Annotated in this window: 34 protein-coding genes and 1 tRNA gene; 26 read left to right on the top strand and 9 right to left on the bottom strand. The window is 61.0% G+C overall.

Annotated features, from left to right (window positions below; genetic code table 11):
- Nucleotides 1-19 precede the first annotated feature (19 nt).
- A complete protein-coding gene (gene rpiA / locus O8W32_03785; protein ID WII09950.1) occupies nucleotides 20-709 on the top strand; it encodes a ribose 5-phosphate isomerase A in 690 nt (229 codons plus the stop codon).
- 64 nt (nucleotides 710-773) lie between these two features.
- Here rpiA and O8W32_03790 read toward each other — a convergent pair whose 3' ends face one another.
- Complete coding sequence (locus tag O8W32_03790; protein ID WII09951.1) at nucleotides 774-1,175, bottom strand: DUF488 family protein; 402 nt, start codon at nucleotides 1,173-1,175, stop codon at nucleotides 774-776.
- Nucleotides 1,176-1,367: 192 nt separating this feature from the next.
- Here O8W32_03790 and O8W32_03795 point away from each other — a divergent pair, with 192 nt between their 5' ends.
- From O8W32_03795 to O8W32_03825, 7 genes are all read left to right on the top strand, one after another.
- Nucleotides 1,368-1,646 (top strand): 50S ribosomal protein L44e, encoded by a 279-nt coding sequence (locus tag O8W32_03795; GenBank protein ID WII09952.1) that lies wholly within the window; start codon nucleotides 1,368-1,370, stop codon nucleotides 1,644-1,646.
- Nucleotides 1,647-1,651: 5 nt separating this feature from the next.
- Nucleotides 1,652-1,819 carry a 30S ribosomal protein S27e gene (locus tag O8W32_03800; protein WII09953.1) on the top strand — a complete coding sequence of 56 codons (168 nt, stop codon included), beginning with the start codon at nucleotides 1,652-1,654 and terminating at the stop codon, nucleotides 1,817-1,819.
- Nucleotides 1,819-2,601, top strand: a complete 783-nt coding sequence (locus O8W32_03805) for a translation initiation factor IF-2 subunit alpha (protein WII09954.1) — start codon at nucleotides 1,819-1,821, stop codon at nucleotides 2,599-2,601. The genes O8W32_03800 and O8W32_03805 overlap by 1 nt, the downstream gene beginning before the upstream one ends.
- A 2-nt stretch (nucleotides 2,602-2,603) precedes the next feature.
- Nucleotides 2,604-2,792 (top strand): RNA-protein complex protein Nop10, encoded by a 189-nt coding sequence (locus O8W32_03810; GenBank protein WII09955.1) that lies wholly within the window; start codon nucleotides 2,604-2,606, stop codon nucleotides 2,790-2,792.
- Complete coding sequence (locus O8W32_03815) at nucleotides 2,770-3,522, top strand: proteasome assembly chaperone family protein (GenBank protein ID WII09956.1); 753 nt, start codon at nucleotides 2,770-2,772, stop codon at nucleotides 3,520-3,522. The genes O8W32_03810 and O8W32_03815 overlap by 23 nt, the downstream gene beginning before the upstream one ends.
- 43 nt (nucleotides 3,523-3,565) lie before the next feature.
- Nucleotides 3,566-3,677, top strand: a tRNA-Tyr gene (locus O8W32_03820).
- Between the two features lie 73 nt (nucleotides 3,678-3,750).
- On the top strand, nucleotides 3,751-4,311 hold the full coding sequence (locus tag O8W32_03825; protein WII09957.1) for a manganese efflux pump MntP family protein: 561 nt from the start codon (nucleotides 3,751-3,753) through the stop codon (nucleotides 4,309-4,311).
- A gap of 9 nt (nucleotides 4,312-4,320) precedes the next feature.
- Here the strand turns inward: O8W32_03825 and O8W32_03830 are convergent, their stop codons facing one another.
- Together O8W32_03830 and O8W32_03835 are read right to left on the bottom strand one after the other, a co-directional pair.
- Nucleotides 4,321-6,300, bottom strand: coding sequence for a hypothetical protein (locus O8W32_03830; protein WII09958.1), 1,980 nt, complete (start codon nucleotides 6,298-6,300; stop codon nucleotides 4,321-4,323).
- Nucleotides 6,301-6,341: 41 nt separating this feature from the next.
- Nucleotides 6,342-7,172 carry a DUF6293 family protein gene (locus O8W32_03835; protein ID WII09959.1) on the bottom strand — a complete coding sequence of 277 codons (831 nt, stop codon included), beginning with the start codon at nucleotides 7,170-7,172 and terminating at the stop codon, nucleotides 6,342-6,344.
- Nucleotides 7,173-7,304: 132 nt separating this feature from the next.
- Between O8W32_03835 and O8W32_03840 the strand changes: the two genes are divergently transcribed.
- From O8W32_03840 to O8W32_03865, 6 genes are all read left to right on the top strand, one after another.
- On the top strand, nucleotides 7,305-7,925 hold the full coding sequence (locus O8W32_03840; GenBank protein ID WII09960.1) for a 4Fe-4S binding protein: 621 nt from the start codon (nucleotides 7,305-7,307) through the stop codon (nucleotides 7,923-7,925).
- The gene (locus O8W32_03845) at nucleotides 7,922-8,497 is read left to right on the top strand and encodes a DapH/DapD/GlmU-related protein (GenBank protein ID WII09961.1); all 576 of its coding nucleotides are present in this window, start codon (nucleotides 7,922-7,924) and stop codon (nucleotides 8,495-8,497) included. The genes O8W32_03840 and O8W32_03845 overlap by 4 nt, the downstream gene beginning before the upstream one ends.
- A 53-nt stretch (nucleotides 8,498-8,550) precedes the next feature.
- Nucleotides 8,551-8,787, top strand: a complete 237-nt coding sequence (locus tag O8W32_03850; GenBank protein ID WII09962.1) for a TetR family transcriptional regulator — start codon at nucleotides 8,551-8,553, stop codon at nucleotides 8,785-8,787.
- 9 nt (nucleotides 8,788-8,796) lie between these two features.
- Nucleotides 8,797-9,069: a hypothetical protein gene (locus O8W32_03855; GenBank protein ID WII09963.1), complete on the top strand. Its 273-nt coding sequence runs from the start codon at nucleotides 8,797-8,799 to the stop codon at nucleotides 9,067-9,069.
- A gap of 27 nt (nucleotides 9,070-9,096) precedes the next feature.
- Entirely contained in the window at nucleotides 9,097-10,521 is a 1,425-nt protein-coding gene (locus O8W32_03860) for a phospholipase D-like domain-containing protein (GenBank protein WII09964.1), read from the top strand.
- Nucleotides 10,522-10,584: 63 nt separating this feature from the next.
- The gene (locus O8W32_03865; protein ID WII09965.1) at nucleotides 10,585-11,244 is read left to right on the top strand and encodes a lactate utilization protein; all 660 of its coding nucleotides are present in this window, start codon (nucleotides 10,585-10,587) and stop codon (nucleotides 11,242-11,244) included.
- Here the strand turns inward: O8W32_03865 and O8W32_03870 are convergent.
- Nucleotides 11,213-12,169 carry a hypothetical protein gene (locus tag O8W32_03870; protein ID WII09966.1) on the bottom strand — a complete coding sequence of 319 codons (957 nt, stop codon included), beginning with the start codon at nucleotides 12,167-12,169 and terminating at the stop codon, nucleotides 11,213-11,215. The genes O8W32_03865 and O8W32_03870 overlap by 32 nt on opposite strands.
- Entirely contained in the window at nucleotides 12,145-13,434 is a 1,290-nt protein-coding gene (locus O8W32_03875) for an amidohydrolase family protein (GenBank protein ID WII09967.1), read from the bottom strand. The genes O8W32_03870 and O8W32_03875 overlap by 25 nt, the downstream gene beginning before the upstream one ends.
- A 111-nt stretch (nucleotides 13,435-13,545) precedes the next feature.
- Between O8W32_03875 and O8W32_03880 the strand changes: the two genes are divergently transcribed.
- Together O8W32_03880 and cca are read left to right on the top strand one after the other, a co-directional pair.
- Nucleotides 13,546-14,406: an MBL fold metallo-hydrolase gene (locus O8W32_03880; GenBank protein WII09968.1), complete on the top strand. Its 861-nt coding sequence runs from the start codon at nucleotides 13,546-13,548 to the stop codon at nucleotides 14,404-14,406.
- Between the two features lie 52 nt (nucleotides 14,407-14,458).
- Nucleotides 14,459-15,787: a CCA tRNA nucleotidyltransferase gene (gene cca / locus O8W32_03885; protein ID WII09969.1), complete on the top strand. Its 1,329-nt coding sequence runs from the start codon at nucleotides 14,459-14,461 to the stop codon at nucleotides 15,785-15,787.
- A 126-nt stretch (nucleotides 15,788-15,913) separates the two neighbouring features.
- Here the strand turns inward: cca and O8W32_03890 are convergent, their stop codons facing one another.
- Nucleotides 15,914-16,285 (bottom strand): hypothetical protein, encoded by a 372-nt coding sequence (locus O8W32_03890; GenBank protein ID WII09970.1) that lies wholly within the window; start codon nucleotides 16,283-16,285, stop codon nucleotides 15,914-15,916.
- Nucleotides 16,286-16,570: 285 nt separating this feature from the next.
- Here O8W32_03890 and radA point away from each other — a divergent pair, with 285 nt between their 5' ends.
- The 5 genes from radA to O8W32_03915 are packed head-to-tail and all read left to right on the top strand — an operon-like array spanning nucleotide 16,571 to nucleotide 20,479.
- Nucleotides 16,571-17,512, top strand: a complete 942-nt coding sequence (gene radA, locus O8W32_03895) for a DNA repair and recombination protein RadA (protein ID WII09971.1) — start codon at nucleotides 16,571-16,573, stop codon at nucleotides 17,510-17,512.
- Nucleotides 17,513-17,527: 15 nt separating this feature from the next.
- The gene (locus O8W32_03900; protein ID WII09972.1) at nucleotides 17,528-18,526 is read left to right on the top strand and encodes a methyltransferase domain-containing protein; all 999 of its coding nucleotides are present in this window, start codon (nucleotides 17,528-17,530) and stop codon (nucleotides 18,524-18,526) included.
- A 24-nt stretch (nucleotides 18,527-18,550) separates the two neighbouring features.
- Nucleotides 18,551-19,363 (top strand): geranylgeranylglycerol-phosphate geranylgeranyltransferase, encoded by an 813-nt coding sequence (locus O8W32_03905; GenBank protein WII09973.1) that lies wholly within the window; start codon nucleotides 18,551-18,553, stop codon nucleotides 19,361-19,363.
- Nucleotides 19,363-20,109: a geranylgeranylglyceryl/heptaprenylglyceryl phosphate synthase gene (locus O8W32_03910; protein ID WII09974.1), complete on the top strand. Its 747-nt coding sequence runs from the start codon at nucleotides 19,363-19,365 to the stop codon at nucleotides 20,107-20,109. The genes O8W32_03905 and O8W32_03910 overlap by 1 nt, the downstream gene beginning before the upstream one ends.
- A gap of 1 nt (nucleotide 20,110) precedes the next feature.
- Complete coding sequence (locus tag O8W32_03915) at nucleotides 20,111-20,479, top strand: hypothetical protein (protein WII09975.1); 369 nt, start codon at nucleotides 20,111-20,113, stop codon at nucleotides 20,477-20,479.
- A gap of 87 nt (nucleotides 20,480-20,566) precedes the next feature.
- Here O8W32_03915 and O8W32_03920 read toward each other — a convergent pair whose 3' ends face one another.
- The 3 genes from O8W32_03920 to O8W32_03930 are packed head-to-tail and all read right to left on the bottom strand — an operon-like array spanning nucleotide 20,567 to nucleotide 22,161.
- Nucleotides 20,567-20,884: a hypothetical protein gene (locus tag O8W32_03920; protein ID WII09976.1), complete on the bottom strand. Its 318-nt coding sequence runs from the start codon at nucleotides 20,882-20,884 to the stop codon at nucleotides 20,567-20,569.
- 6 nt (nucleotides 20,885-20,890) lie between these two features.
- On the bottom strand, nucleotides 20,891-21,028 hold the full coding sequence (locus O8W32_03925; protein ID WII09977.1) for a DUF296 domain-containing protein: 138 nt from the start codon (nucleotides 21,026-21,028) through the stop codon (nucleotides 20,891-20,893).
- A gap of 20 nt (nucleotides 21,029-21,048) precedes the next feature.
- The gene (locus O8W32_03930) at nucleotides 21,049-22,161 is read right to left on the bottom strand and encodes a hypothetical protein (GenBank protein WII09978.1); all 1,113 of its coding nucleotides are present in this window, start codon (nucleotides 22,159-22,161) and stop codon (nucleotides 21,049-21,051) included.
- A gap of 120 nt (nucleotides 22,162-22,281) precedes the next feature.
- On the opposite strand from O8W32_03930, the gene O8W32_03935 reads away from it, so the two are divergent.
- Genes O8W32_03935 through O8W32_03955 form a run of 5 tightly spaced genes read left to right on the top strand, consistent with a single transcriptional unit; the run spans nucleotide 22,282 to nucleotide 26,366 of the window.
- A complete protein-coding gene (locus O8W32_03935) occupies nucleotides 22,282-23,478 on the top strand; it encodes an ATP-binding protein (GenBank protein ID WII09979.1) in 1,197 nt (398 codons plus the stop codon).
- Nucleotides 23,475-24,272, top strand: coding sequence for an ATP-dependent sacrificial sulfur transferase LarE (locus O8W32_03940; GenBank protein ID WII09980.1), 798 nt, complete (start codon nucleotides 23,475-23,477; stop codon nucleotides 24,270-24,272). Before O8W32_03935 ends, O8W32_03940 begins: the two co-directional genes overlap by 4 nt.
- 5 nt (nucleotides 24,273-24,277) lie before the next feature.
- Entirely contained in the window at nucleotides 24,278-25,030 is a 753-nt protein-coding gene (gene larB, locus O8W32_03945) for a nickel pincer cofactor biosynthesis protein LarB (protein ID WII10044.1), read from the top strand.
- On the top strand, nucleotides 25,027-26,223 hold the full coding sequence (gene larC / locus O8W32_03950; GenBank protein WII09981.1) for a nickel pincer cofactor biosynthesis protein LarC: 1,197 nt from the start codon (nucleotides 25,027-25,029) through the stop codon (nucleotides 26,221-26,223). The genes larB and larC overlap by 4 nt, the downstream gene beginning before the upstream one ends.
- Nucleotides 26,223-26,366, top strand: a complete 144-nt coding sequence (locus O8W32_03955) for a hypothetical protein (protein ID WII09982.1) — start codon at nucleotides 26,223-26,225, stop codon at nucleotides 26,364-26,366. The genes larC and O8W32_03955 overlap by 1 nt, the downstream gene beginning before the upstream one ends.
- Nucleotides 26,367-26,398: the final 32 nt, after the last annotated feature.

Below are 26,398 nucleotides of genomic sequence, written 5' to 3' on the forward strand. Positions count from 1 at the left end.
TCATCTATGGGCGCTCGTTATGCCGGACCTGAGCAATCTGAAGAAAGCGGCCGCCGAAAAAGCTGTGGACAGTTACGTGGAAGACGGGATGACCGTCGGCCTCGGGACCGGCAGCACGGCCTACTTCGCCATCCTCAGGGTCGGAGAGCTGGTGGCCCAGGGCTACAAGCTCAGATGTGTGGCAACCTCGCAGCAGACCGAGGATATAGCCAGGCAGCACGGCATCGAAATCGCCGACATAGACAGCGTCGACAGCATCGATGTCACCATCGACGGGGCCGACGAGATCGACCCGCACCTCAACCTCATCAAGGGCCTGGGCGGGGCGCTCCTCCGCGAGAAGATCGTTGCCGCGGCCACGGTCGCCGAGGTCATCGTCGCCGACGAGACCAAGCTCGTCGAGAAACTGGGCACCAAGGCGCCCCTCCCCGTCGAGGTCTGCAGGTTCGGCCACGGGAAGACCTCGTACGGGCTCGCCAGGAACGGCTGCCAGCCGACTCTGAGGATGAAGGACGGCGAGCCGTTCGTCTCCGACGGCGGGAACTACATCTACGACTGCAGGTTCCCCGACGGCATCGAGAAGCCGTACTTCATGCAGTCCGCGATCGACACCATCCCCGGGGTGGTGGAGTGCGGGCTGTTCCTCAATTGCGCCGTGTCGGCCGTCATCGCCCATTCGGACGGGACGATAGAAGAGAGGAAGGCCTGAACGGCCGATCCCGAGATTCTATTTGAAAACCGGAAGGTCCTTTCGGGAGGCCTCCCGGAATATTTCATTCCGTTCCGAGCCTTTCCTCTAACCAAGCCTTCAGGACGACGGCCTGGTTCTGCTCCTTGTCTTTCGCTCCGAACAGCAGGAGAACATCCCCGCTCTTCAGATTCTCTCTGACCTCATCCGAGAATGTGCCAGCCTGGGGATTCCCGTCCAATTCCTCCCGGTATCTCCGGGTAAATTCCTCAAAACGGCCGGGGTCGTGCCCGAACCATTTCCTGAGCTCGTTCGACGGGGCAATGTCCTTCGCCCACTCGAACTGCCCAAGATCTTCCTTGCGCTTGCCTCTGGGCCAAAGCCTGTCGACCAGAATCCGGAATCCTTCCGTATCCGGCTTCAGATCGTAGACCCGCACAGCCCTGAGCTGATGATTCATACTCACGATCGACCCCTCGGGGAACATTTTTCAGACCGGTCCGAATGGATGGCCTTGCTGCCGTCTAAGCGCCTCATGCTGTATATAGGGAGCGCGCGATTACCAATCTGAACGGTCTTTCTTTTCCTTACACTATTAAATATGACCTCGGTATAGCAGACCTAGTCGCTCCGGCGTATGCTATAGCATTCCAGCCGAAGAACATTCAAGGTGATATGAATGAAGATGCCTAGGACGATCAAAACCTACTGCCCCTACTGCGGCACCCACACCATGCACGCGGTCGAGAGGGTCAAGAAGAAGAAGGCAAGCGAGCTCAAATGGGGACAGAGGAGATTCAGGGAGGTCACCTCTGGTTACGGAGGTTTCCCGAGGCCTAAGCCCGAGGGAAGGGAGAAGCCTACCAAGAGGATCAACCTCAGGTACAGGTGCGAGAACTGCAAGAAGGCCCATCTTACCGCATGCATCAGGGCCAAGAAGTTCGAACTCACCGAGTGATTATCATGGCAGGAAACTTCGTCAAAGTAAAGTGCCCGGACTGCGGCGCCGAGCAGATCGTCTTCAAGAAGGCAGCCACCAAGGTCCTCTGCAGCATGTGCGGATCCGTCCTCGTCACCCCCAAGGGCGGCGACGGCGAGATCTCCGGAGAGGTCCTTGAGGTGGTCGGCTGATGTCCCGTGCCAGTGGCTTCCCCGACAACGGCGAACTCGTAGTCTGCACCGTGACCTCGGTGAAGAACTTCGGCGCATTCGTCACGCTGGACGAATACGACGACAAAGAAGGGTTCATCCATGTGAGGGATGTGGCCACCGGCTGGGTAAAGTACATCAAAGACTACGTCAAGGAAGGGCAGAAAATAGTCTGCAAGGTCCTGGGCGTGGACTCCCAGAAAGGCCATATCGACCTTTCTCTGAAGTCCGTCAACGATCACCAGAAGAGGGAACGTATCCAGCAGTGGAAGAACGAGAAGAAGGCAGCGAAGCTCCTCGAGATTGTTGCCGAGAGGCTCTCGATCGACCTGCCGACGGCCTACAAGGACTTCGGCAACACACTGATGGACGAATACGGTTCCCTCTACGATGCCTTCGAAGCCGTAGTGGCCCAGCCTCAGGAATTCTCCGATTACTTCAATGGGTACTGGGTCGAGAAGTTCGTAGAGGTGGCGAAAGAGAACATCACTCCGCCCGCTGTCGAGATCGACGGCGTGCTCGAGATGACCTCCAACGCCCCCAACGGTGCGATCCTCATCAAGGATGCTCTCCTGGAGGGCCTCAAGGCCGCGGACGGCGCCGACGCCAAGATCACCAGCGTCGGGTCCCCCCGCTACAGGATCGTCGTCACGGCACCTGAGTACAAAGAGGCCGAGGAGATAATGAAGCGCGTCTCCAAGGCCGCTATCGACAGCCTCGTGAAGAACGGCGGTTCCGCCGTCCTCAAGCGCGAGAGCAAGTGAACATGGGCTCGCGGATCCGCAGGTGCCCCGCATGCGGGCGCTACACTTTATCGGATTCGTGCCCTAAATGCGGCAGGGCCACTGTCTGCCCCGTGCCGCCGCGCTTCTCCCCCGATGACCGCTACGGCAGATACCGCCGCGAGACCCTGAAAGAGGAGTTCGGTGCCGATGGAAAGTATCATAAGATTTGACAGCAAGCCGGTCCTCAGGGACCCGATACTCATTGAGGCCCTCCCGGGCATCGGGAATGTCGGGAAGATCGCCGGGGATTTCCTGGCCGACACCCTCAAAGCGACCGGGTTCGCGAGGATATATTCCATGAATTTCCCGGCACAGGTCGTCCCTGACGAGGACTGCGTCGTGTCGATGGCATGCAACGAGCTGTGGCATGCCAAACTCCCTGACGGAAGGGACGCCGTGTTCCTGCGCGGCGGATATCAGGCGAGCAGCCCCGAGGGACAGTTCGTTCTGGCCCAGGACGTGACGGACATCATCATGCCTTACGGGCCCTCGCTCGTCGTCACCCTCGGCGGCTACGGCACCGGCCTCATGGCCGACGTCCCCCACGTATACGGGGCCGTCACCCGCAAAGAGCTCAAACCTGATCTGGAGAAGGCCGGCACCGTCTTCAACCCCGGACAGCCTCAGGCCGGTATCATCGGCGCCGCAGGGCTGCTCCTGGGATTCGCGCAGATGAACGGCGTGGACGGATTCTGCCTCATGGGCGAAACCTCCGGATACTTCGAAGACCACAAGAGCGCCCTCGCGGTTGTCAAGGTCCTGCTCTCGTACTTCAGCATCGCAGATGCCGACACGAAGGGGCTCGAGGAGAAGGCCAAGAAGATCGATGAGCTCTCGGAGCAGGTCAAGGCCGCGGGAAGCGCCGACAGCAGCAGGGACGATCTCGGCTACATCGGGTGAACTGGATTAACTTTTTATATCCCAGCATTATCCCATGGATAGTCCCCACCTAGCTCAGACTGGCTAGAGCGGCTGACTGTAGAGTGTTCTCGGAGAGATCCGATACAGCCGCTGATATCAGCAGGTCCCCTGTTCAAATCAGGGGGTGGGGACCAATCTGTTATCTTGCAGCGGCATTCGCGTCAGCTGTCCGCCTGGATTTTATATGATGCGTCCTTTCTGGCATCAGTGGAAGCGATCGCAGTTCTCCTGCTGGCATTCGGCCTGGCCATGGATGCATTCGCAGTATCCGTCTGCAAAGGTCTGGCCATAGGCAGGTCCTCGGTCCGCGCCGGGATCATAGTCGGCGCATGGTTCGGGTTCTTCCAGTTCCTGATGCCGGTGATCGGGTACTACATCGGCGATGCCTTCAGCGGGGCGATTGAGGATTACGACCACTGGGTCGCGTTCGCGCTGCTCGTCTTCATCGGCGCCAACATGGTCCGCGAATCCCGTTCCGGAGAATCCGAGGATGTGGGCGCAGGGCTTGGGTTCGCAGCCATGCTGTTCTTCGCGATAGCCACCAGCATTGACGCTCTCGCTTCCGGCATATCGCTCGCGATGGTGGAGGATTCGATCTGGGCCCCTGCGATCGTCATCGGCGCAGTCACATTCGCCATGTCATTCATCGGGACCTACGTCGGGTGCAGGGTCAGCGGCCGCCTCGGTCCGGCCGCAGAGCTCATCGGCGGGATAATCCTCATACTGATCGGGATCTCCGTCCCCCTCGAGCATCTGGGATATCTCTGACCTGAGCCGTCAGCGGCAGCGCGACAGGTTCTTCAGCAGCCGCATGAAACGCAGCTTCGTCATCGGATTGATCTCGTCGAAGAACGTCCCGATGCTCTGAGAGAAGCACGCAAGACGGTCGAAATTGCCGCTGTCGATGCCGTACTTCTCCCTTTCGGCCGGGGTGAACATATCGGATATCGTCCTGATCGCCGGATCTCCGACAGTGTCAGGCATCTTGATGACCGATATCCCGGGGGATCCCCTGGAATAAACAGAGAAGATGTCGCCCTCCTCGTCTCCGTTGACCAGGACCACCGCCCTCTCCTCGATCCTCCTGATCTCCTCCAGAGTCTCGGCCATGCCGACGTTCGACCCTCCGAGGCCGTTGACCGGGATGAAGTCGATATGCACGCCCGACCCATGCGATTCGAGCTCTGAAGCGAATCCGTTGAGGACGAAGTACTCCGTGAAGCCGATGACGAATATGATGTTCCTGCCCTCGGGACGGAGATAGTTCCTGCCAACAGTGAGGCTCTCCAGGACCGGGCGCAGGATATCGTGGTCCTCGCGGCTCACCTGCATGAAATTGTTGTAGACGATGGCGCTGCCATTCGGCCTGGGACTGACCAGGCGGATCTCGTCCAGGTGGCGGACGTCGATGGCCATGGGGTTCTGGGTGGCGAGAACGAACGTGATGCCGGAGCTCTTGCCGAAGTTGCGGATGACCTCCGTGAGGTACCCCACGGTCGAATAGTTCAGCATGTTTCCGTATTCGTCGATGAGTATGATGTCCCCCGGAAGGTAGTTCTTCCTGCCGAACAGGAACACGAAGAAATCAAAGAGCCAGCGGAAGCCCTCGGACTGGTGGTCTATGTCCACCTGCCTGTCCTCCCGGTAAATCCCGAACGATATCTGGGTGGAATCCATGTCCACCTTGAACGAGTACTTCCCGGTGACCGGGCCGAGGAGGCTGTTGAAATTGTCCGCTATGTCGGTCAGGAGATAGTTGACGTTCTTCTGCAGCGTCCTCCTGGAATCCTTTCCGCTCTTGTAAGCATCGGCGAGCATTGAGAGGCTGCAGCCTGCGGACCCCAGCAGGCTCAGCATGGTCTTGCTGGGATTCCTCGGGTCGCAGACGAGGTCCGAATCGCGGAGCTTGGTGTACTCATAGCGGAACACCCTCTGGCTGATGTAGTAGCCGTAGCGGTCGCCGAAGTTGCGGGAAACGGATTCGTATGATATCCCGAACACATCGAACATCGGATCGTCCGGGTACCTCTCAAGGAATTGGAGGAGATTGATCCACGAACGCCCGTACTTCAGCGCCATCTCCGGCTCCTCCGACAAGACCGCGGCGCACATGTCGACGAAGAACCTCTGCTCCTGCCTCGGCCCCGTTTCCCGGACCGCGTTAAGCATGTCCTCGTCGAATATCTCCAGGAAACGTATTCCCACATCGATATACTGGCAGAACTGCTCCCTGGTGATGGTCTTCGAAGTGATCCTGATAGGATTGCCGACATCGTTGTACTCCGGCTCGACGAGCGCTGTGATGTACTCGGAGGCACGGTTCGATTCATCGGCCTTCTCGATGACGGCCAGCCACTGCCTGAACAGCTCGAAACCGCGCTTCGATTCGATGGCCTCGATGAAGCCCTCCATGGTCAGCGGCTCCGCCATCGCATCGTACTTCCCGTCGGCCACCACCATGCGGAGCTCGGGCTCGCGCGGGTCATCGACGAAATCGGTGTAGTCCTCCGGCTGTATGATGTCGCGGTACCAGGTCTCTATGGCCTTGAGAACGTTCGACTTACCGCAGTTGTTGGCGCCTATCAGGGTGACGATCCCCCCGATCATGGTGCGGTCGAGACCGCGGTTGATATCGACGCGGACCCTGTGCTGTCTCCCGCCGATGAGGGGGCCGAGGTTGCGGAAACCGGAGATGGTCATGTACCTAGTCTCCCATTTCGCATCCTCCGTCCCGTTCCCATGCTGACCTTCGGCCAATCATACCACCGGTATCGCCGTTCATATGGGAAGACTTCGATTTAAAACCGCATCACCGCGCAGAGGCATCGGCGCCGGCATCGGGGTTTGTTGTAGAACGTGTCGACGATGTTCCGGCCGTCCTCTGTGAGATCGTACTTGGAGTTGCGGCCCTTCTTCGATACCCAGCCCCTTGACTTCCATTCATCGATGAAATGGCGCTGATAGTACATCGCTTCCTTCTGGAACTCCGATGTCCTGCAGGAGCCGCGGTCCGCAGAGTAGTTCCAGAGGCCCTCCTCCTTGAGGGCCGCGATCACATTGGACGCGCTCACCGGGAGCATGGCATTGCGCATATCGCGGTACACTCTGAGGGCGCGGACGAGGTTCTCATCCGGCATCTTGATGGGGAAATTCGTTATGAGGCGCGGGTCGTAGATCTTACCGGACAGGCCTACCGGCGATCCGTCGCGGAAATAGAGGTTCTCGATGTCCTTCTCCGGGACTGTGTACTCCTTGGTGCCGACAGTGAACGCACGGGCGCCCGTCATGAAGGATGCCACCACCGCCGCGGCGGTGAACTGGGCCGGGCCCGATGAGGCGTTCACAAGCACTCTCTCGCATCCCTCGGCCTCGGCCTTGGATATGCAGTCCAGAAGGGCCCTGAGCATGGCCGGGAAGTCGTACACCGGGTCCTTCGAATGCTCCACGATGCGGGCGCCGGGGACCTCGGCCTTCAGAAGCCTGACCACCTCGGAATAGAACTTACCGTAGATGTCGCCGCTGCTGCGGCTGTAATGGAACAGATGCACCTCGTCCGCACCGTAGAAAGCAGCGGGGCGGACCACCTTGACGGTCTCGAAAGCCACACATGCCAGGACAGCGCACCTCAATGTATCCCTCCGCGGCACCGGATAACGGGCCGCCGACAGCTTCAATATGCCTGCCGCGGGTTAAAAGGGTTCCCGACGCGCAGCGCGCATCCAGCATCTGATTTATTAGCGCGCACGGCGATTCATTGCCTGATGCTCAGGAATGTCGTCAGGATAGATCCGGAGAAATGCACTGGATGCGGGGCCTGCGCCGAGGCCTGCGAAGAGGGTGCGATACGCATGGTGGACGGAAAGGCCGTGGTGGCCGACGAATCCTGCTGCGACGGCCTCGGAGCGTGCCTTCCCGCATGCCCTGCGGGCGCCATAAGCATAGAGGCCCGCGAGGCGGTGCCGTTCGGCGTCCCGATGGTGGCCGGCACCCGCGGCGGAGGCCCCCGCAGGGTCGAGGGGCTCGCGCTTTCGCAGTGGCCCGTCCAGCTGAGGCTGGTGCCGGCGGGCGCCCCGTTCTTCGACGGGAAGGAGCTCCTCGTGGCCGCAGACTGCACCGCATACGCGATGCCCGGCTTCCAGGAGAGGTTCGAGAAGGGGCGGGCCGTGGCGATCGGATGCCCCAAGCTCGACCCGCCTGACTGCTGGCGGAAGCTGGCCGACATCATCGGCGGGCATGACATCCGCCGCGTGATCGTGACCAGGATGACCGTCCCCTGCTGCGGCGACATCGTCCGCGCCGTGAAGGATGCCGTCAGTGCCAGCGGGAAGGATGTGGATATCGAGGTCGTCACCATCGGCCCCGACGGAAAGGTGAGCATATGAAGGGAGAGACGATATTGGACAGAATGAGGAAGGGCCAGCCGATCGGACGCAGCGATCCGGAGATCGCGGTGCTCGACGAGGCCCTGGACGAAGGGGACAGGCTCCGCACAGAATACAATTCATCAGGCCTGACCCGCAGCGAGAGGAAGGCGCTGCTAGAGAAGATCCTGCATGCGCCCGTGAAGGGGGAGACCAAGGTCGTGCCGCCGTTCCATTTCGACTTCGGGTTCAACATCCGCCTCGGGAAGGACGACATAATCAACTACGACGTGGTCATGCTGGATGATGCCGAGATCGACATCGGGGACAACGTCCTGATAGGGCCGGGCGCGAAGCTCGTGACCGCATCGCATCCGCTGGACGCCGAGACCAGGAGGGAGAACCCGTTCATGTCGTACGCCCAGCCCATCAGGATCTGCGACAACGTATGGATCGGTGCGGGCGCGATAATCCTCCCGAGGATAACCGTCGGGGAAGGCGCCGTGGTCGGGGCCGGAGCGGTGGTCACCAAGGATGTGGAGCCCGGCACAGTGGTGGCAGGAAGCCCTGCGAGGGTGATCAGGAAGCTTTGACGGCGGCCTGAGGCCGCCGAAGGGCGTTCGGCGTTTCCGGAGAGCCCGAGACCATGAACGGAAGCGCCGCCGAGGAAGCGATCTGCCTGGCGTTCAGAAGGCTTCTGGCGGAGATTCCCTACGATAAGGTCACAGTCTCGGCGATAGCCGAGGCCAGCGGCCTCTCCCGCCAGACTTTCTACTATCATTTCGGGAGCGTGTTCGGGATCGTCCGCCGGCTCTGCATCGGGCAGGGCAGCCAAGATTGGAGGGAGGATATCGCCGGGGCGTTCAGGGCCGCCTCCGAATAGAGGGACGTAGTGTCCGCCGTCGCCCGCTCGTCGGCCTCTTGGGAGCTTGTCCGCGCCTTCAGGGAGATCGGCATGAGGGCCGGGCGCGCGGCCGCCTACGAGGCCGGCCCCGGATACAGGAACCCGATGCTAGCGATTATCTGCGGGCGGGTCTTCGAGGGGACGATATCGTATTGGATCCTCCGGGGGATGGATGAGGATGCGGACACCGTCGCCGGCGAATGCATATGGGCGATAGAGGTCCTGGCAGGGAACTTCGCGGACCGCAGGCGCGGAGATTAATAAACAGGGAAGACCATCGGAAAGAGCATGGCATACGCTCTGGCAGGCCACACCTGGGATTTCATCTACACGGTGTTCGCTGCCATCGACATCCTGGTCATCGGGGCCCTGCTGGCCGCCCGCCGCTCGACCTTCAGGAGGCAGGCCGTCTGGTTCATCATAATGCTGATCAACCCGGTCGTGATGTTCGGAGCGTACATAATGGTCGGGAAACCCGTTTTCAGGCGCCGTTTCAGAGTGTACCGCAACGAGGGGATCGACCTCATCGACAGGGCCATCATGGACAGGACCTCGATGGCCGAGCCCCTGTCGGCCGCCCGCGCCCTCGCCCGCTCCGGGGCCCTGGGGTTCTCCGCGGACAGCTCCGCCGCCTATATCCCCGGCGGGACCCAGTACTTCGGTTCACTCTTCGGAGACCTCAGGCGGGCGCAGAGCCTCATCGCCATCGAGTGCTATGTCATCCGCAGGGACCGCACCGGAAAGGAGTTCCTGGATATCCTGGAGGAACGCGCCCGCGCCGGTGTGAAGGTCTACATCTCCTTCGACGACTACGGCTACGACGGAGGGGACATGCTGTTCGTGAGCCGCCTGAAGAAATCGGGATGCAGGATATCGTTCTTCCATAACATGAACCGCATGATGTTCAGCCCCAAGAAGAACTGCCGCGACCATCGGAAGACCGTGGTCATCGACGGACGCATAGCCTACCAGGGCGGGTACAACATCGGAAACGAGTACCTGGGGGACGGCCCCCTCGGAGAATGGAGGGACACTGCCGTCAGGATCGTCGGACCGCAGGCCGGGAAGATGCTGGGGCTCTTCGCCGACCTGTGGATGTACTCGGAGAAGGAGGATCTGAGGGGCCTGCCGGATTTCGCGGCCGCCGCCCCTGCGGAGAACCCTGTCGCGATGCAGATCATCCCCGGGGACCCGGTGATACCCGAAGAGAACCCGGTGGGCATCGAGTTCCTGACCCTCATCGGATGTGCCAGGAGCAGCATTTACATCGAGACCCCGTACTTCGTCCCTCCGAGGGAGATCCTCAGGGAACTGATGCTCAGGGCGAGGTCCGGTGTCGATGTGCGCATCATCATCCCGGAGATCGGCGATCACCCGTGCGTCTACTGGGCCAACAGGCATTATGCGGACATGGCCATCAAGGCCGGATGCAGGGTGTACGAATACCGCGGAGGGTTCCTCCACTCCAAGACGATCGTCGCCGACAGATTCTACTGCTCGGTGGGCACCGCGAACTTCGACGAGAGGAGCGTCAAGATCAACCTCGAATGCAACGTCCTCATGTACTCGTCCGAGATGGGCATGAGGATGGCCGACGAATTCATGAGGGACCTGTCCAAGAGCACCGAGTACACCCATGAGATGTACATGTCGAGGACCCGCGGCCAGAAGATCAGGACCTTCCTCTCGCTGCTCAACTACGATCAGCTCTGAGGCCGGAGCACATCCCGGCCGGGGCATGCAATGTTTTTATCCCCGTCAGAGCGATTCATGACCATGGCAGCGAAGGCCGATGTCAAGGCAGTGAAGAAGAAGCTCTGGGAGGCCCAGGCCCGCGTCCTGGTGGAGAACCTGAGGGAGAGGCAGTTCGGAGCGGTCTATGCGGATACCGCTGAGGAAGCGGTCGAGAAGGCGCTGGCCATGATGCCCCCCAAATCATCCGTATCGTGGGGAGGGTCGATGACCATCGATGAGATCGGGCTCCTGGACAGGGTCAGGTCCGGGCCCTACAAGATCATCGATAGGGCGGAGGCGTCCACTCCCGAGGAGAAGGAGGAGCTCGTCCGCAGGGCGTTCTCCGTGGACTACTACCTCACAAGCTTCAACGGCATATCGATGGACGGGACCGTCTTCAACATCGACGGCACCGGCAACAGGGTCGCGGCCATAACCTACGGCCCGAGGAACGTCATCGCCGTTGTCGGGATGAACAAGGTATGCAGGGACAGGGAAGGCGCCCTCATACGCGCCCAGGACACGGCCGCGGCGGCCAATGCCGCCAGGTTCGGCCTCGAGGACACCCTCTACACCGACAGGGACGTCACCGACGACACCCTGGTGACCGACTCGATCTGCAATTTCACCGAGCAGATGAGCTTCTGCCCCAAGAAAGGCAGAATCCAGGTCATCCTGGTCGGAGAGGAACTCGGTTTTTGAAGCGGCCGAACTGGTCCTTCAGGACCTTCGCTCCCTTCTTCACCGAGCGGTGCAGGGAGCGCACTCCCGACTTGGTCTGGACATACGCCGCCGACGGGGCATGGCTCAGGAACCGGGCGAAGGACTCCGAGCCCATCATGACCTTCCTGGCGGCGGTCTTCTCCTCGCCGATCACCAAGCTCCTTCCGTCCTTTATGCCGTCGAGGAACTCCTCGCGGTCGGATGCCCTCACCGCTGTGACGACATTGCCGATTTCGTTCAGCATGTGCCCGTCGGTGCCGCCGGTGAACCCTATCCCGTAACGGGCCGCAGATTCCAAGGCGGCGAGGTTGCTCTCGCGGCTCATCCCGCTGCATATGACCTCGTAGGCATCGAGGCGGCGTGCGATGTCCTCACCGAGATAGCCTTTGCGGATGCATACCTCCACGCCCTTGTTGGTGCCGAAGTACCCCATTGGGTGCGCGGCGGAGACGACGCAGTGCCAGTCCTCCTCCTCGACAGTGTTCAGGAGGTCCTCCGTGGTGAACTTCCTGAGGGCCAGCCACGGGCACGCCTGCAGATTGGGGCGGATGTGGCGCTTCCAGAAATCCTGGAGGTCCCCGGCCTCGTAGAAATATACCAGCACATGGGGCCCGTCGGTGGTGCTGACCTCCATCCCCGGGACCACGAACACGTCCTCCCTGTCGGCGGCGCGCATGGCGCTGGAGATCAGATTGTGGTCGGTGACCGCGAACCCGGTGCCCCTCTTCCTCGCCAGGGCGACAGCATCCCCTATCTTGGTGAAGGAATCCGAGCAGTTGGTGTGGAAGTGCATGTCGGCGAACATGTACCCTTCTTCCTTCAGCTCGCGGTACATGGGGGGCGAGAAGAGCACGCGCCCCCTCGCAGCGGCCGACAGGGTCAGCGCAGGCAGAGCCTTCTCCATGCTTCCTCAGACTCCCCGACCAGGGCAGGAACGTCCATGGTGGTGACCACCCTGTCGCGCACCACGATGTCGCCCTGGCACATGACGGTCTTCACATTGGCCTGGCTGAGGGAGTAGGCAAGGTTCGCGATGATGTTCTCAGGCACCAGCGGCCTGAGGTTGGGCGCCTTGCCGTCCAGCACCACCAGGTCCGCGTACTTCCCCGGCTCTATGCTCCCTATCCTGTCGGACATGCCGACGGCCTTGGCGCCGTTGACTGTGACGATGTCGAGCAGCTCCTGGGCAGGGGTCACGGTCGGGTCCCACCTGCTGGCCTTCTGCAGGAGGCCCAGGGTCTTCATCTCCCCGATCATGTCGAGCGCGTTGTTGGTGGTGTTCCCGTCGGTGCCGAGCGATACATTGACCCCGTACTTGTCGAACTCGGGTATCGGGGCGACGCCTCCGGTGGCGAGCTTCATGTTGGAGCAGGGGCAGGACGATATGGACATGCCTGCCTCCCCCATGAGGCGGACCTCGTTCATAGTGAGCCAGGCGCTGTGGGCCGCGACGCCCCTGGGACCGAGGACGCCGATGCTGGAGAGCCATTCCGCAGGCCTCTTCCCGGTCTGCCTCTTGTGGGCGTTGACCTCGCCGCGGGTCTCGGAGAGATGGAAGTTCATGGGAGCCCCGGTCCTGTCGGAGAGCTCCTTCGCCTGCACACAGGTCTCCTCGTTGCATACATACACTCCCTGGAGGCCGACCCCCGGGATCACCTTGCGCTCGCCGGAGAACCGCTGGATGAAGCGGTCGCAGTTCTTCACCGGGTTGCCGTTCTGGGTCGTCTTGTCCTCATCGAGGCAGCACCAGCACAGCACTCCGCGGATGCCGGCCTCCTGCGATGCTTTGGCTATGACGTCCTCGGAATAGTAGAGGTCCATGTACGTCGTCGTCCCGGACAGCATCATCTCGGCGGCGCCGATCTTGGTTCCGAGGGCCAGGTCGGCATCGGTCCTGTCGGCATCGATCTTGAACACCTTGGCCAGGAAATCGTCGAACGACAGGTCGTCTACGACGCCTTTCATGACGGACATGGCGATGTGCGTATGGGTGTTCACCAGGCCCGGGATGATGATATCGCCCGAGCAGTCGATCTCCTCATCGCCCGTCCCGTTGTACTTCCCGCCGGCCTGGACGATCTTCTCGCCCTCCACTGCGACATCGCCGCGGACGACCTCCCTGGCCGCGTTCTGAGTGACGATCCAGGCATCCCTGAAGACTGTGAGCATGCCCGTTAATCGCACGGCTGGTTTATAACGTGTGCGCTGACCTCTGGCACATCTTATCGGAACAGGCATTCGATACTCGGAAATAGGGCCGTGCGTTAACATCCGCTGACAATGTTCCGCATCACTTTCCTGGGGACCGGAGGCGGCAGGCACACGACGATGTACCAGACGCGCTGCACAGGCGGCATGCTCATAGAGCACGGGGACCCGGCCAAGAGGCTGCATGTCGACCCGGGGCCAGGCGCGCTGACCCAGATGGCCCGCATTCATTACGACCTCGGCACCACCGACTCGGTCATCATCTCCCACGCCCACCCGGACCACTATTCCGACGGACCGAGCGTGATAGAGGGGATGACACACGGCGGATGGGTGAAGCGCGGGCACATCTACGGGAGCCCGTCGGTGATCTCCGGAGCGGCCGGACTTGGGCCGACCCTCTCGAAATACCATCTGGGCCTCGCGGAAGGATATTCGTCCTTCGTCCCCGGCGATACCCTCGATGTGGACGGCATGAAGGTCGACATCTGCAGGGCGAGGCACAGCGACCCCACGAACGTCGGGTTCAGGTTCCATACTGAGAACGGCATCGTATCATACCTGAGCGATACCGAGTACGACGAGGAGATCGGCAGGCAGTACATGGGCTCCAGGGTGCTCATACTCCCGGTGACCACCCCGCATGATAACAAGATCCCCTGGCATATGTGCACAGACACAGCGGCTGAGATCTGCGCCCTCGTCAGACCGGAGCTTGCGGTGTTCATCCACCTGGGCATCGTCATGATAGAGGAGGATCCGGAGAAGGAAGCCGCGATCTGCCAGGAGAGGTCCGGCGTCCGCACGGTGGCCGGCAGGGACCTGATGACCCTCGACGTGGGCGAGAACATATCCTTGGGCGAGAGGCGGGCATACGACGGACGGGAGCCCTTCATACCTTCCTGGGCTCCGACCAGGCAGCGCCTCGTCTGAACGGCCCGGCGTTCAGGGATAATATTAAACCAAGCCGATTGATGCACAGCGCATGAGCGTCGAGCAGGACGTGCTTAGGAAGATAAGGCCGACCGAGGAGGACCGTGCCCGCATCAAGAAGGCGGCGGACGACCTTCATGACGCCGTGCAGGCGTACATCGATAAAGAGGGCATCGATGCGGAGATCAGGTTCGCCGGCTCGTACTCCAAGGACACCTATCTCGCGGACCCCGATATCGACCTGTTCGTCATGTTCCCGCCGTCGCTGCCCAGGGAGGACCTCGTCCGCATAGGCCTCAAGATGGGCGAGGACGTGCTTCACGGCGAAAGGATGTTCGCCGAGCACCCCTACACCACCGGGAAGTACGAGGGGGTGGACGTGGACCTCGTCCCCTGCTACCACCTTGACGGGCTGGACCGCATACAGTCGGCCGTCGACCGCACCCCGTTCCATACCCAGTTCATCCTCGACAACATGAGCCTGGGCCAGAGGGACGAGGTCAGGCTCCTCAAGAAGTTCATGAAGGGAATCGGGGCCTACGGGGCCGAGCCCAACACCCGCGGGTTCTCCGGCTACCTGTGCGAGCTGCTGATCATCAAATACGGGTCCTTCGACGGCGTGCTGCAGGCCGCGGCCTCCGATTGGAAGGAAGGGACCTCCATCGAGATCAAAGAGCGCGGACCCCCTATGATCGGTCCCCTGATCGTCTACGACCCCGTGGACAAGAAGCGCAACGTCGCCTCCGCCGTCCATCTCGACACCCTCGCCCTGTTCATCACGGCGGCCAAGGACTACCTGGCGAAGCCGTCCGAGAGGTTCTTCTTCCCTGTCGAGAGGAAGCCCCTGAGCGCCGATATGCTCGACGAGATCGCTTCCGTGCACGGTTCCAGGATACTCACCGTCACGTTCCGCAGGCCCGATGTCATCGAGGAGAACCTCTGGTCCCAGCTCTGGAAGACCCAGTACGCCCTGGCCAAGAAGCTCGATGATTTCGACTTCAACGTCCTGAGGGCCGTCCACGGCCTGGAGAACGACACGATGACGATCGCGTTCGAGCTCGACCGCGACGTGCTCTCGAAGACCTACAAGCACATCGGCCCGCCGGTCTGGGTCAAGGCCGCCGACGGTTTCCTCCAGAAATGGAAGAACAGCGAGTACGGAGCGCCGTTCATCGAGGACGGGTCGTGGTGCGTGATCGCGGAGAGGATGTACTTCTCGGCGGTCGAGATGCTTCAGGAGGAGGCGTCCCTCGCAGGCATCGGCAGGGAGATGGACCCGGAGACCATGAAGATCAGGGGCCATGCGGAGTCCATCGAGGAAGGCGACAGGGCCCTCCTGACCGAGCTCATGGACCCCATGCTCCCCTGGAAGGCCGAGTGACCGGCCTTCCGAGATATTCCTGCAGGCCCGGCAGATCATTCGGGCCGTGCAAAGGAACAAACAGAAAATTATCAGATAAAAATTAAAAAAAAGCCGGGGGACAGGGCCCCCGTCCAGTAAAGCGCCTCAGTCGAACGGGGCGTTGATGAAGACGATGCAGACACCGAGGGCCAGGATCAGGAATATCAGATAATCTACTGCCAGGCTCTTCCCGTCCATGAGGTCGACCCTTATCCCGAGCGCGCGGTAGAACTTCTTCATGACGGCCACGAACGCGAAGACGATGACCGTGCAGACCGCTGTCGCCACAGTATCGTCGAGCGCCTTGCAGATGAAGGATGCGATCACTCCGATGATGACGGCGAAAACGATGGTGATCAAGAGGACCTTGGAAGAGTATATCGACTTCAGGATGAACTCCTTCTCGTCGAAGTCGCTGGGGGTGAAGCTGTACTCCTCCTCCTGCTGTTCCTTGACTAGATGCCTCTTCTTTGCCATTGCGCCCTCCATCCTTCCTTTGCTTATAAATTTATAGCAGTCGTCCCGGAACCTCAGAATCGGTCAGAATCGGCCGTTCCCGATTCTGAGGATTATTCTTTTTATTACTATTTTAAAGTAATTTTAACCTGTCTGATGCTTCCGATTTATAAATGATTTTAATTACTTATTATATGATATTCTTTTAATAATAAAGTGACCCAGCTATCAGTTTCGGTCAGAATCGGATATCCCCCGATTCCGCTTAAATACCAAATCCGTGTAATGAGAATCGAAGTGATTCGAATGGCTGAGAAGACCCTTGAGGACATTCCCGGAGTAGGCCCCGCGATCGCAGACAAGCTTCGCGAGTCTGGATACAATGACGTCATGACCGTGGCGGTCGCGGCGCCCAAGGACCTCGCAGAAGCATGCGAGATCGGCGACAAGAAGGCGATGGACATCATCGAGGGCGCGAAGCTGGTCGCGGACATCGGCGGCTTCGAGACCGGTGACGTCATCCAGCAGAGAAGGTCTGCGGTGACCAAGCTGACCACCGGGTCGAAGGCGTTCGACGACCTGCTCGGAGGAGGCCTCGAGAGCCAGGCCATCACCGAGTTCTACGGAGAGTTCGGAAGCTGCAAGACGCAGGTGTGCTTCCAGCTTGCCGTCAACGCCACGCTGCCTGAGGACAGGGGAGGACTGGACAGCGATGTAATCATCATCGACTCCGAGAACACTTTCAGGCCCGAGAGGATCGTCCAGATGTGCAATTTCCTGGGAGTGGACCCTGAGGAGACCCTGAAGAGGATCCATGTCGCCCGCGCGTTCAACTCCCAGCACCAGGTGCTGCTCGTCGACAAGGCAATGGAGCTCGCCAAGGAGGTCAAGGTAAGGCTGCTGATCGTCGACTCCCTCACCTCGCACTTCAGGTCCGAGTACCTCGGAAGAGGGGCCCTCGCGGAGAGGCAGCAGATCCTCAACCGCCACATGCACGACCTGCTGAACTTCGCCACCGTGAACAACGCCGTCATCGCCGTGACCAACCAGGTCGCGTCCAAGCCCGATGCGTTCTTCGGCGACCCAACCAGGCCCATCGGCGGCAATGTCGTCGGCCATACCGCGACATTCCGTGTCTACCTGAGGAAGGGAAAGGCCGGCAAGAGGATAGCCAGGCTCGTCGACTCGCCCAACATGCCTGAGGGCGAGGCCGTCTTCATGGTCACCGAAAACGGTATTACCGACTGACCCAGTTGGCCATCCGTGAAAAGGAGATTCCTCTTCGAGCTCCTCGGAGAGCTGGGCGACATGCCCCGCGACGAGGTGCTTCAGACCATCCGCACCGAGACTGACGGAGACTGCCTGACGGTCTCCGCCGGCCCCGGCTATGTTGTTTCGGAGTTCCCGGAGGAGAGATTCTCCGACATATGCTCCAGGCTCGCACTGGCTCATTCGGCCGGAAGATACCTGTGCTCGGTCGATCCGGGCGATTTCGGCCCCCTTGGGAACGCAGATATGCCCGAGGGGACGTTCGCCGTCCGCCACATACGCTTCAAGGGCTTCATGCCGGACGTCGATTCGCAGAAGATGGTCCGCGAGGCCGGCGCAGTGCTGTCCAGGAAGAACGATGTGAACCTGAAGCACCCCGACATCACCGTCGGGATGCTGATGACCGACCGGCTCCACCTGTTCATACGCGACAGGGTCTTCGACGCCGACCTGCTGAGAGAGCGCAAGGTCAGCGAGAGGCCCTTCTTCTCGCCGATATCCCTGCATCCGAAATATGCCAGGGCATTGATCAATCTGACCGGGGTCAGAAGGGGGGGAACTGTCCTCGACCCGTTCTGCGGAACAGGCGGCATCGTCATCGAGGCCGCTGAAATGGGCATGAAGGCCATCGCCTCCGACTTCGACCCGGAGATGGTGGCCGGCACCAGGGAGAACCTCGAATACTATCATCTCCCGCTCCATGACTTCGAGACCATCGATATCGGCGACATACCGGAAAGGTTCAGCGACATCGATGCGATCGCCTGCGATCCCCCGTACGGGAGGTCCACGAAGACCGGCGGGGAGAACGTGGACCACATTTACGCGAGGGCCCTCGAGGCCTTCCCGAAGGTGCTGTCCCAGGAAGGCAGGGCGGGCGTGGTCCTGCCCCACGTGTACGATAACCCGTACATGAGGCTGCAGAAAGTTTACGAGCAGTATGTCCACGGTTCGCTGTCCAGGTTCTACCACATCTACGTGCGCCAGTTATAATAGGGGGGCTGATATTCAACGAACGTGAACAAGTATCTCCGCCTGTTCAGGTTCGGGAACGGCCTGATGGGTGCGCTCGGCACCCTGATCGCGTGCTTCATCGCGATGGGCTCCGATATCGCGGACAATGCGTTCGATGTGGCAGTCGCCTGCATACTGGTGATAATCTTCGTCGCCGGCGGGAACTCCCTGAACGACAGCATCGACTGGGAGATAGACAAAACCGCCCATCCCGACCGCCCCATACCCAAGGGCGAGATAACCCCGCGGACTGCGCACATCTGCGGGATCGGAGGGCTGGCCCTCTCTGTGGCCATATCATTCGCCCTGAACCTCGGGACCGTTATCACCGTGGCGGTATGCGCGGTCCTGATGTACTCATACGAGACTCTTCTCAAGCAGAGAGGGTTCGTGGGCAACCTCTGCATCGCGGTCCTCACCGGCCTGATCTTCATCTTCGGAGGCGCCGTCGCAGACGACTATTCCAACGTCTGGATCCTTGCGATCCTCGCGTTCATCGTCTCCGTCGGCAGGGAGATCGCCAAGGACATCGAGGATGAGGATTCGGACGCCGGAAGCAGGAGGACCCTGCCGATGATTATCGGGAACAGGAAAGCGGCCGCCGTGGCCGCGGCGTTCTTCATCATCGGCCCTGTTCTCAGCTTCGTCCCCTTCGCCTGCGACACGTTCGGCATCGGGTACCTTTTCGTCATCGTCCCCGATGCAATATTTATCTACTGCGCGTACAGTGTGTTCAGAGACGCACACAAGACTGAGAAGCTGGCGAAAATCGCCATGTTCGCCGCGCTTATCGCCTTCATAGTGGGAGTGCTGTGATGACCGGTCTCAAAGATTACCTATTCCGCAAGATGGCCGAGGGGACCATCCATATGACCCTTCTCGACCCCGATCCTGTTAAGATGACCCCTGCACACGCCGCGGAGATCGCCAAGAACCTGAAAGAGGCCGGGACGGACGCGTTCATGCTGGGCGGGTCCACCGGGGTCACCAGCGAGAACCTCGGAGCAACTGCAAAGGCCGTCAGGGAGGCGACCGGGCTCCCCACCATCTACTTCCCGTCCGACCCCAAAGCTATCTCGCCGGAGGTCGACGGGATGTTCTTCATGAGCATCCTCAACAGCAGCGACCCGATGTTCATATCCCACGGGCATGCCATGGTGGCACCCTATGTGGCGAAGATGCACATCGAGTCCATACCCATGGCATATATCATCATCGAACCTGGCATGAAAGTGGCCGAGGTCACCAAGGCCGAATGCGTCCCCCGCGGAGACATCGGGAAAGCTGTCGGCTATGCCCTGGCCGCCCAGTACCTGGGGCACCAGCTCATCTACCTCGAGGCAGGGAGCGGGGCCGACAGGCCGGTGCCGCCCGAGATGATCAGGGCGGTCAAAGAGGCCGTCAGCGTCCCTCTTATCATAGGCGGAGGGATCAGGACCCCGGAGGCCGCGGCTGCGGCCAGGGAAGCAGGCGCAGACGCCATCGTGACGGGAACTTTCGTCGAGCAGTGCAACGACGAGGGCCTCCTCACATCCGTGGTGCATGCTGCGAAGGGCATCTGATATGGCAGACTATAACGGAAACGCGCCGTCATACAACACTCCTCTCTCTCCCACCGGATATATCTGGACCACTCCAGAGGAGCAGCAGGCGGGCATCGACAGCAAGCTCAAGGTGGCCGCGCGCAGGTACCTCTGCCCCAAGTGCGGGAAGGAGTTCAGCCTTTTCCAGTCCAGGGCCGTGGCCTGCAAGTACTGCCCCAAGGCATCCACCAGATGCCCCAACGTCAGGTGCCCCTACTGCGATTCGGAATTCCCCATCAGCGGCTTCGTGGTGCCCGGAGGAGAGAACTCCCGCAGGGACCAGCGGATCATGAATGATTACACCGATGAGGTCTTCAACCGCTGGGCAGAGACCTATAACAGGCGCTGATGCCGACGGCATTGTACCGAGCGGCAGTTCATAACAGAAGAATGGGGGATTTCTGTCCCCCGATTATTTGAAAGCCAGTTCAGCGGTTCAGTCGGCGATGTCCCGGTCCCCGCCGTTCTCCCTTATGACGAGGGTCCTGACCCCGCAGACCGGATCGTATTCCCTCACAAGCCCGCCGCCCAGAAGCTCCTGGATGACGACCTCCATGGTGAGGGAAACGGTCACGCATTCGCGGAAGCATCCGGTGACGGAGATACCGTTGTGACCGACGGAGCCGTGCATATGGATGACCGGTTCCCCGGTGATGTCCTGCGGCACAAGGGTGCCGACCCCGTGGAACTCATCATCGGCATCTGTCTGGTAGACCCTCGGTTCCATGTGGCCGCCGACATCATGGATTCCCACGACGAACTAGGAACCGGCCTTGACTGCGCCTTCCATCTGGAAATATGCGCACTCGATGCCGTGCTCCTTCGCGAAGGCCTCGACGGTCTGCTTGACCAGCTCGCCGTCCTCCAGCCTCAGCACGAAGGTGCGTCCCAATTTCATCTCGCGGTACTTAATATCCCTCACCTGTACATGCTGTAGCGGTCGAGCAGCCTGTTGATGCTGACCGATTCGTCTTTGGTAAGATTACCGGCTTCCACGAAGGTCTGAACATAGTCCTTCGCATCGCGGGTGGAGATACGGGATGCCTTGGCGATGACGGTCGCCAGGAACGATGATGCCATGGTCGGGTCCATAGACGACTGGGAAAGGACCTCGTTCATGTCGTATTTGAAAGGCGCCAGGCGGTGTGTGTTGAGCATCGGCTGCCTGGAGGAGGTCCTCCCTCCCCTGGATCCGGATCCGCTTCCCCTGCGGTTCTGCCTGTTGGGCGAGCGGGACGGAGCTTTCTGGGCGGACCCTTTGTAGGAGCGGGTGTAGTTGGCATCGTTCCTCTTGGGGATCTTGATGCCCCTTACCCCTGCCGGCGCATCGTCGGTATCGTCGTGGGAATCGGAAACGAGCCCCTCGCGGGCATCGCCGGAATCCTCGCCCTCGAAACGCCTGCGCTGAGCGGGCGCATCGCCCTGCTGAGGCCTGAAACCGCGCTGGGACTGTTCGGAGGAGCCTCCCGTGGAAGGCGCCCTGTCGGAGCGGTATCCCGAAGACTGGCCCTGAGACGGCCTGTCGGAACGGTATCCCCCCTGGGGGCGGTCGGAATGATAGCCTCCTGAGGAACCCCTGTCGGAGCGGTAGCCGCCGGATGACTGTCCCTGGGACCCGCGGTCCGAGCGGTAGCCGCCCGAGGAAGGCGCCCTGTCGGAACGGTATCCTCCGGAGGAGCCCCTGTCGGAGCGGTAGCCGCCGGATGATTGGCCCTGAGACGGCCTGTCGGAGCGGTATCCCCCCTGGGGGCGGTCGGAATGATAGCCTCCTGAGGAACCCCTGTCGGAGCGGTATCCTCCTGACGATTGGCTCCTGTCGGAGCGGTATCCCGAAGACTGGCCCTGAGACGGCCTGTCGGAGCGGTATCCTCCCTGGGACCCGCGGTCCGAGCGGTATCCCTGGCGGTCCCCGCCCTGGTAGCTGCGATGTGAATCCGGGCTGCGTCCGGAAGGCTGAGCACTGCTCCCGCTGTAGGGCGGCTTGGCGTCCTTCCTCACGGGCCTGCTCGGGCTGTCTTCGTTATTCTCCAATTTTATAACTCCGGGGTTTCTGAAGCAACCTAGTATAAAGAATCTTTCTATAAAACTTAGTAGAAAGCACCTCTCGTCACCAAGTTGTATTTTAATACCGTGCCCGGATACATTCGCCCGATGGCAGAAGATGATGGGGAACGGCCCGCCGAAACGGCCGCAGGCCGCGAGATTTCGCTATTCATGAAGGCCCGCTCGGGATGCATCATACTCCTGGCGATCTCCGTTGTATGCGCTGCAATATCGGCGGCCATCGGAGAATACAAGGCGCTGTATCTCTCGGTCCCCTCGGGCGCTATCGCTGCGGTCTCACTCCGCCGGAGCGGCGGATTCTACATGCCCATGGCCATAGACGCCATACTTGCCGCGGTCCTTGTCATGCAGATGGGCGCCCGCTGGACGTTCAAGTATAACGGCGGGATGTGGTGGCTGGACCCCGTATCGGACTTCGTCATGGGCATGTTCCTGTGCCTGATAGGCATTATCCTGGTGTACATCCTCGTCAGGCGCATGCCGGGCCTGGACCGCGAGAACGGGATCATCAGCGCCACCGCGTTCAGTTTCGGGTTCTCGATGTCGACGCTCATAATCCTCTGCTCCTTCGTCACCTCATCCTTCGTCGAGGGCCACTTCTCCGGGAGCCAGGGATTCGCCTCCGCCGGGGAGATGACCTCCGCGATCATCGGGGCGGGGGCCATGAGCATACTGTTCTACCTGAACAGGAACAGCCTCCTGTTCCAGAACACCGTCGAAGCGTTCCTCCGCGGCAATGCGGACGCCATCGGCATCGATGAGCTTGAGAAAGACAACATCCTCCGCAGGATATCCGGAGGGGAGACCTCGGTTACCGAGTTCAAATCCACTATCAGGACGAACCTGCACACCGGAGAGAAGGACCCCAGGATGGAGAAGGCCGTCCTGAAGACCATAGTCGCTTTCCTCAACTCCCGCGGCGGCACGCTGCTCATCGGGGTCTCGGACGACGGTACGATCATAGGCGTGGACGAGAAGTCCTTCGAAAGCAGGGACAAGATGATGCTGCATCTGAACAACCTCATAAAGAGCCAGATCGGCAGCCAATACCTTCCGTACATCTCGTACAAGGCCGTCGATTTCGACAGCGGGACGGTCATCAGGGTCGACTGCCGGCCGAGCGACTCGCCCTGCTTCCTCATCGAAGGCAAGACGGAGACGTTCTACGTCAGGTCGGGCCCCAGCAGCATCGATCTGCACGGGAACGACCTGCTCTCCTATGCCAACCACAACTTCGATAAGCAGCTTAGGAAGATGTACAAGCCGAAGGTGCGATATCGATGAGCATTCCAGGAGCATCGGCCGATCCGGACGCAGCGGTCCCGGAGAGCCTCCGCAGGTTCCTCGCAGAGCACCCGCGGCCGGCGATCGCGTTCTCAGGGGGCGCCGACTCCTCATACCTGCTCTACGCTGCGGCATCCTGCGGGGCGGACGCGAAAGCGTACTTCGTGAAATCGGCGTTCGTGCCGGAGTTCGAGAAGGGCGACGCAGTGAGGACGGCAAAGGAGCTCGGCGTTCCCCTGGAGATCATCAGCGCCGATGTCCTGGCCGATCCCGCCCTGAGGGCTAATCCGGCCGACCGCTGCTACATCTGCAAGAAGAAGGTTTTCGGTGCCGTACGGGAAAGGGCCGATAGGGACGGCAGAGCGTTCCTGATGGATGCCACGAACGCATCCGACGACCCGAACGGAAGGCCCGGGATGAGGGCCCTGCCGGAGCTGGGGATACTCTCCCCCCTGAGGGAATGCGGCCTGACCAAGCCGGAGATCAGGAGGCTCTCGCACGAAGCGGGGCTTTGGACCTGGAACCTGCCCTCCTACTCCTGCCTGGCCACCAGGGTTCCGGAGGGCATGCTCCTGACGGAGGATATCCTTGCCAAGACCGAACGCGCGGAGAACGGGGCGCGCGCCCTGGGATTCTCCGACATAAGGATAAGGGCCCGCCCGGACGGGACGGCGCTGGCGGAGATCACCGAGGAGCAGCAGGACCTCCTGGAGCGCGTGCGCCCAGAATTCGAGTCGCTCATCCTGAGACATTATAGCGGGATAGAGTACGGTATCAGGAGGCCGCATCTTTGAGGAGCATGGAGACCCGCGAGATTCTGGAGAAGGTCAGGGACGGGGAGATCTCGCCCGAAGATGCGGAGGTCATGCTGAAATCAGCCCCGTTCGTGGAACTGGGATATGCCAAAGCGGACACCCACCGGAAGGTCCGCCAGGGGGCCGCCGAGGTCATCTACGGCGCCGGGAAGACACCGGAGCAGGCCATAGGCATCGCGCACGCCCTCGCCGATGCAGGGGCCGGGTGCATAATCATCACCCGCTGCCCGGAGGAGACCGCGGCCCTGGCCGGCAGGGAGTTCCCCGTGACGGCGTTCGACCGCGTATCCTGCATATGCACCGTCGGGAACCCTCCCGAACCGTCCCCGAACAGCTCGGTCTGCGTGGTCACCGCAGGGACCAGCGACATCCCGGTCGCAGAGGAGGCCGCCGTCACTGCGGCCGCCCTCGGCAGCAGGGTGACGAGGATATATGATGCAGGGGTCTCCGGCCTCCAGCGCATACTCTCGAGGACCGATGACCTCATGCGCGCCCGCGCAGTGGTGGTGGTCGCCGGGATGGAGGGAGCGCTGGCATCCGTGGTCGGCGGGCTGGTCGACGTCCCGGTGATAGCCGTCCCCACGTCCGTGGGGTACGGGGCATCGTTCGGGGGTGTGACCGCGCTTTTATCCATGATGAACTCGTGCGCTTCCGATGTGAGCGTCGTGAACATCGACAACGGTTTCGGCGCCGGATACATAGCCGCAATGATAGACAGAAGGAGTTCGCCGCAATGAGGACGCTTTTCTTGGAATGCAACGCCGGGGCATCCGGCGATATGATACTTGGTGCACTGACCGACCTCCTGAAGGACCCCGCCGAGCTCGGCGCTATGATGGAGTCCTCCGGCATACCCGGGGTCAGATGCGAGATCGAGACCTCGGACAGGTCGTCCATAACCGGGACCAGCGTCCGCATCCTCGTCGACGGTGTCGAGGAGGGCACCCCCGGGGAGAAGAAGCACCACGAGCACCACTCGCTGGGGGATGTCATGGGCACCATCGCCGGCCTGAAGGTTTCCGACCGGGTGAAGAAGGACGCCTCCGAGATATACTCGATCATCGCCGAGGCGGAGTCCCAGGTCCACGGGAAGCCCGTCTCGGAGGTCCACTTCCACGAGGTTGGGGCGCTAGATGCCATAGCCGACATCGTTGGGGTCTGCCTGCTCGTGGAGAAGCTCGCCCCTGAGCAGATCATATCCTCGCCCCTAAGGACGGGGTACGGGACCGTGGAATGCGCCCACGGCGTGCTCCCTGTCCCCGCTCCCGCCACCGCCAACATCCTGAAGGGCATGCCCGTCTACGCCGGCGACGAGGAGGGCGAGTTCACCACTCCCACGGGCGCTGCCATCATCAAGCACTTCGCGACGAGGTACGCGCAGATGCCGGTCATGGAGTACGAGGACTGCGGCATAGGCTTCGGGAAGAAGAGCTCCAAGACCGCCAACATGCTCCGTGCCTACATCGGGGAGGCGGAGGAGGCCATGCCCACGGTCACGGAGATCCGCACCGACATCGACGACATGACCCCGGAGGACCTGGGCGGCATCATCGACCTGCTGATGGCCTCCGGAGCGCTCGATGCCTCCATATGCCCCGTGATCATGAAGAAGAGCCGCCCCGGGTACATCCTCAGCTGCATATGCAGGGACGAGGACACCGACGACATGGCCATGATCATCCTCGCCCACACCTCGTCCGTCGGGCTCAGGTTCCACAGGTGCCAGAGGTACGAGATGAAGCCGTCCTTCATCAAGTACCGGACGGATTTCGGCGATGTGAGGATCAAGATCTCCGAGGGGTACGGCCTCAGGAAGTGGAAGCCGGAGCACGACGACATGACCAAGGCCGCCATAACCAACGGGGTCACCGTCGACGAGGTCCGCAAGAACATCCACTTCGACCCTGACGAAGAGCTCGGGGACGACTGATGCCGACAGTGAGCGCCGACCTCGACGACGGCACCTTCGACCTGCTGGCGGACTATGCCCTCAGGAACGGCATCACCGTCCCTGAGGCGATGGCCGAGGCCGTCCGCAGGATGCTTGTGGAGGACATGCTCGGCGGCGCATGAGAGGCCGCCGGGCATTAATTTCTTTATGTCAG

It is taken from the genome of Methanomassiliicoccales archaeon LGM-DZ1 (assembly GCA_030168595.1).
Lineage (GTDB): Archaea > Thermoplasmatota > Thermoplasmata > Methanomassiliicoccales > Methanomethylophilaceae > Methanomethylophilus.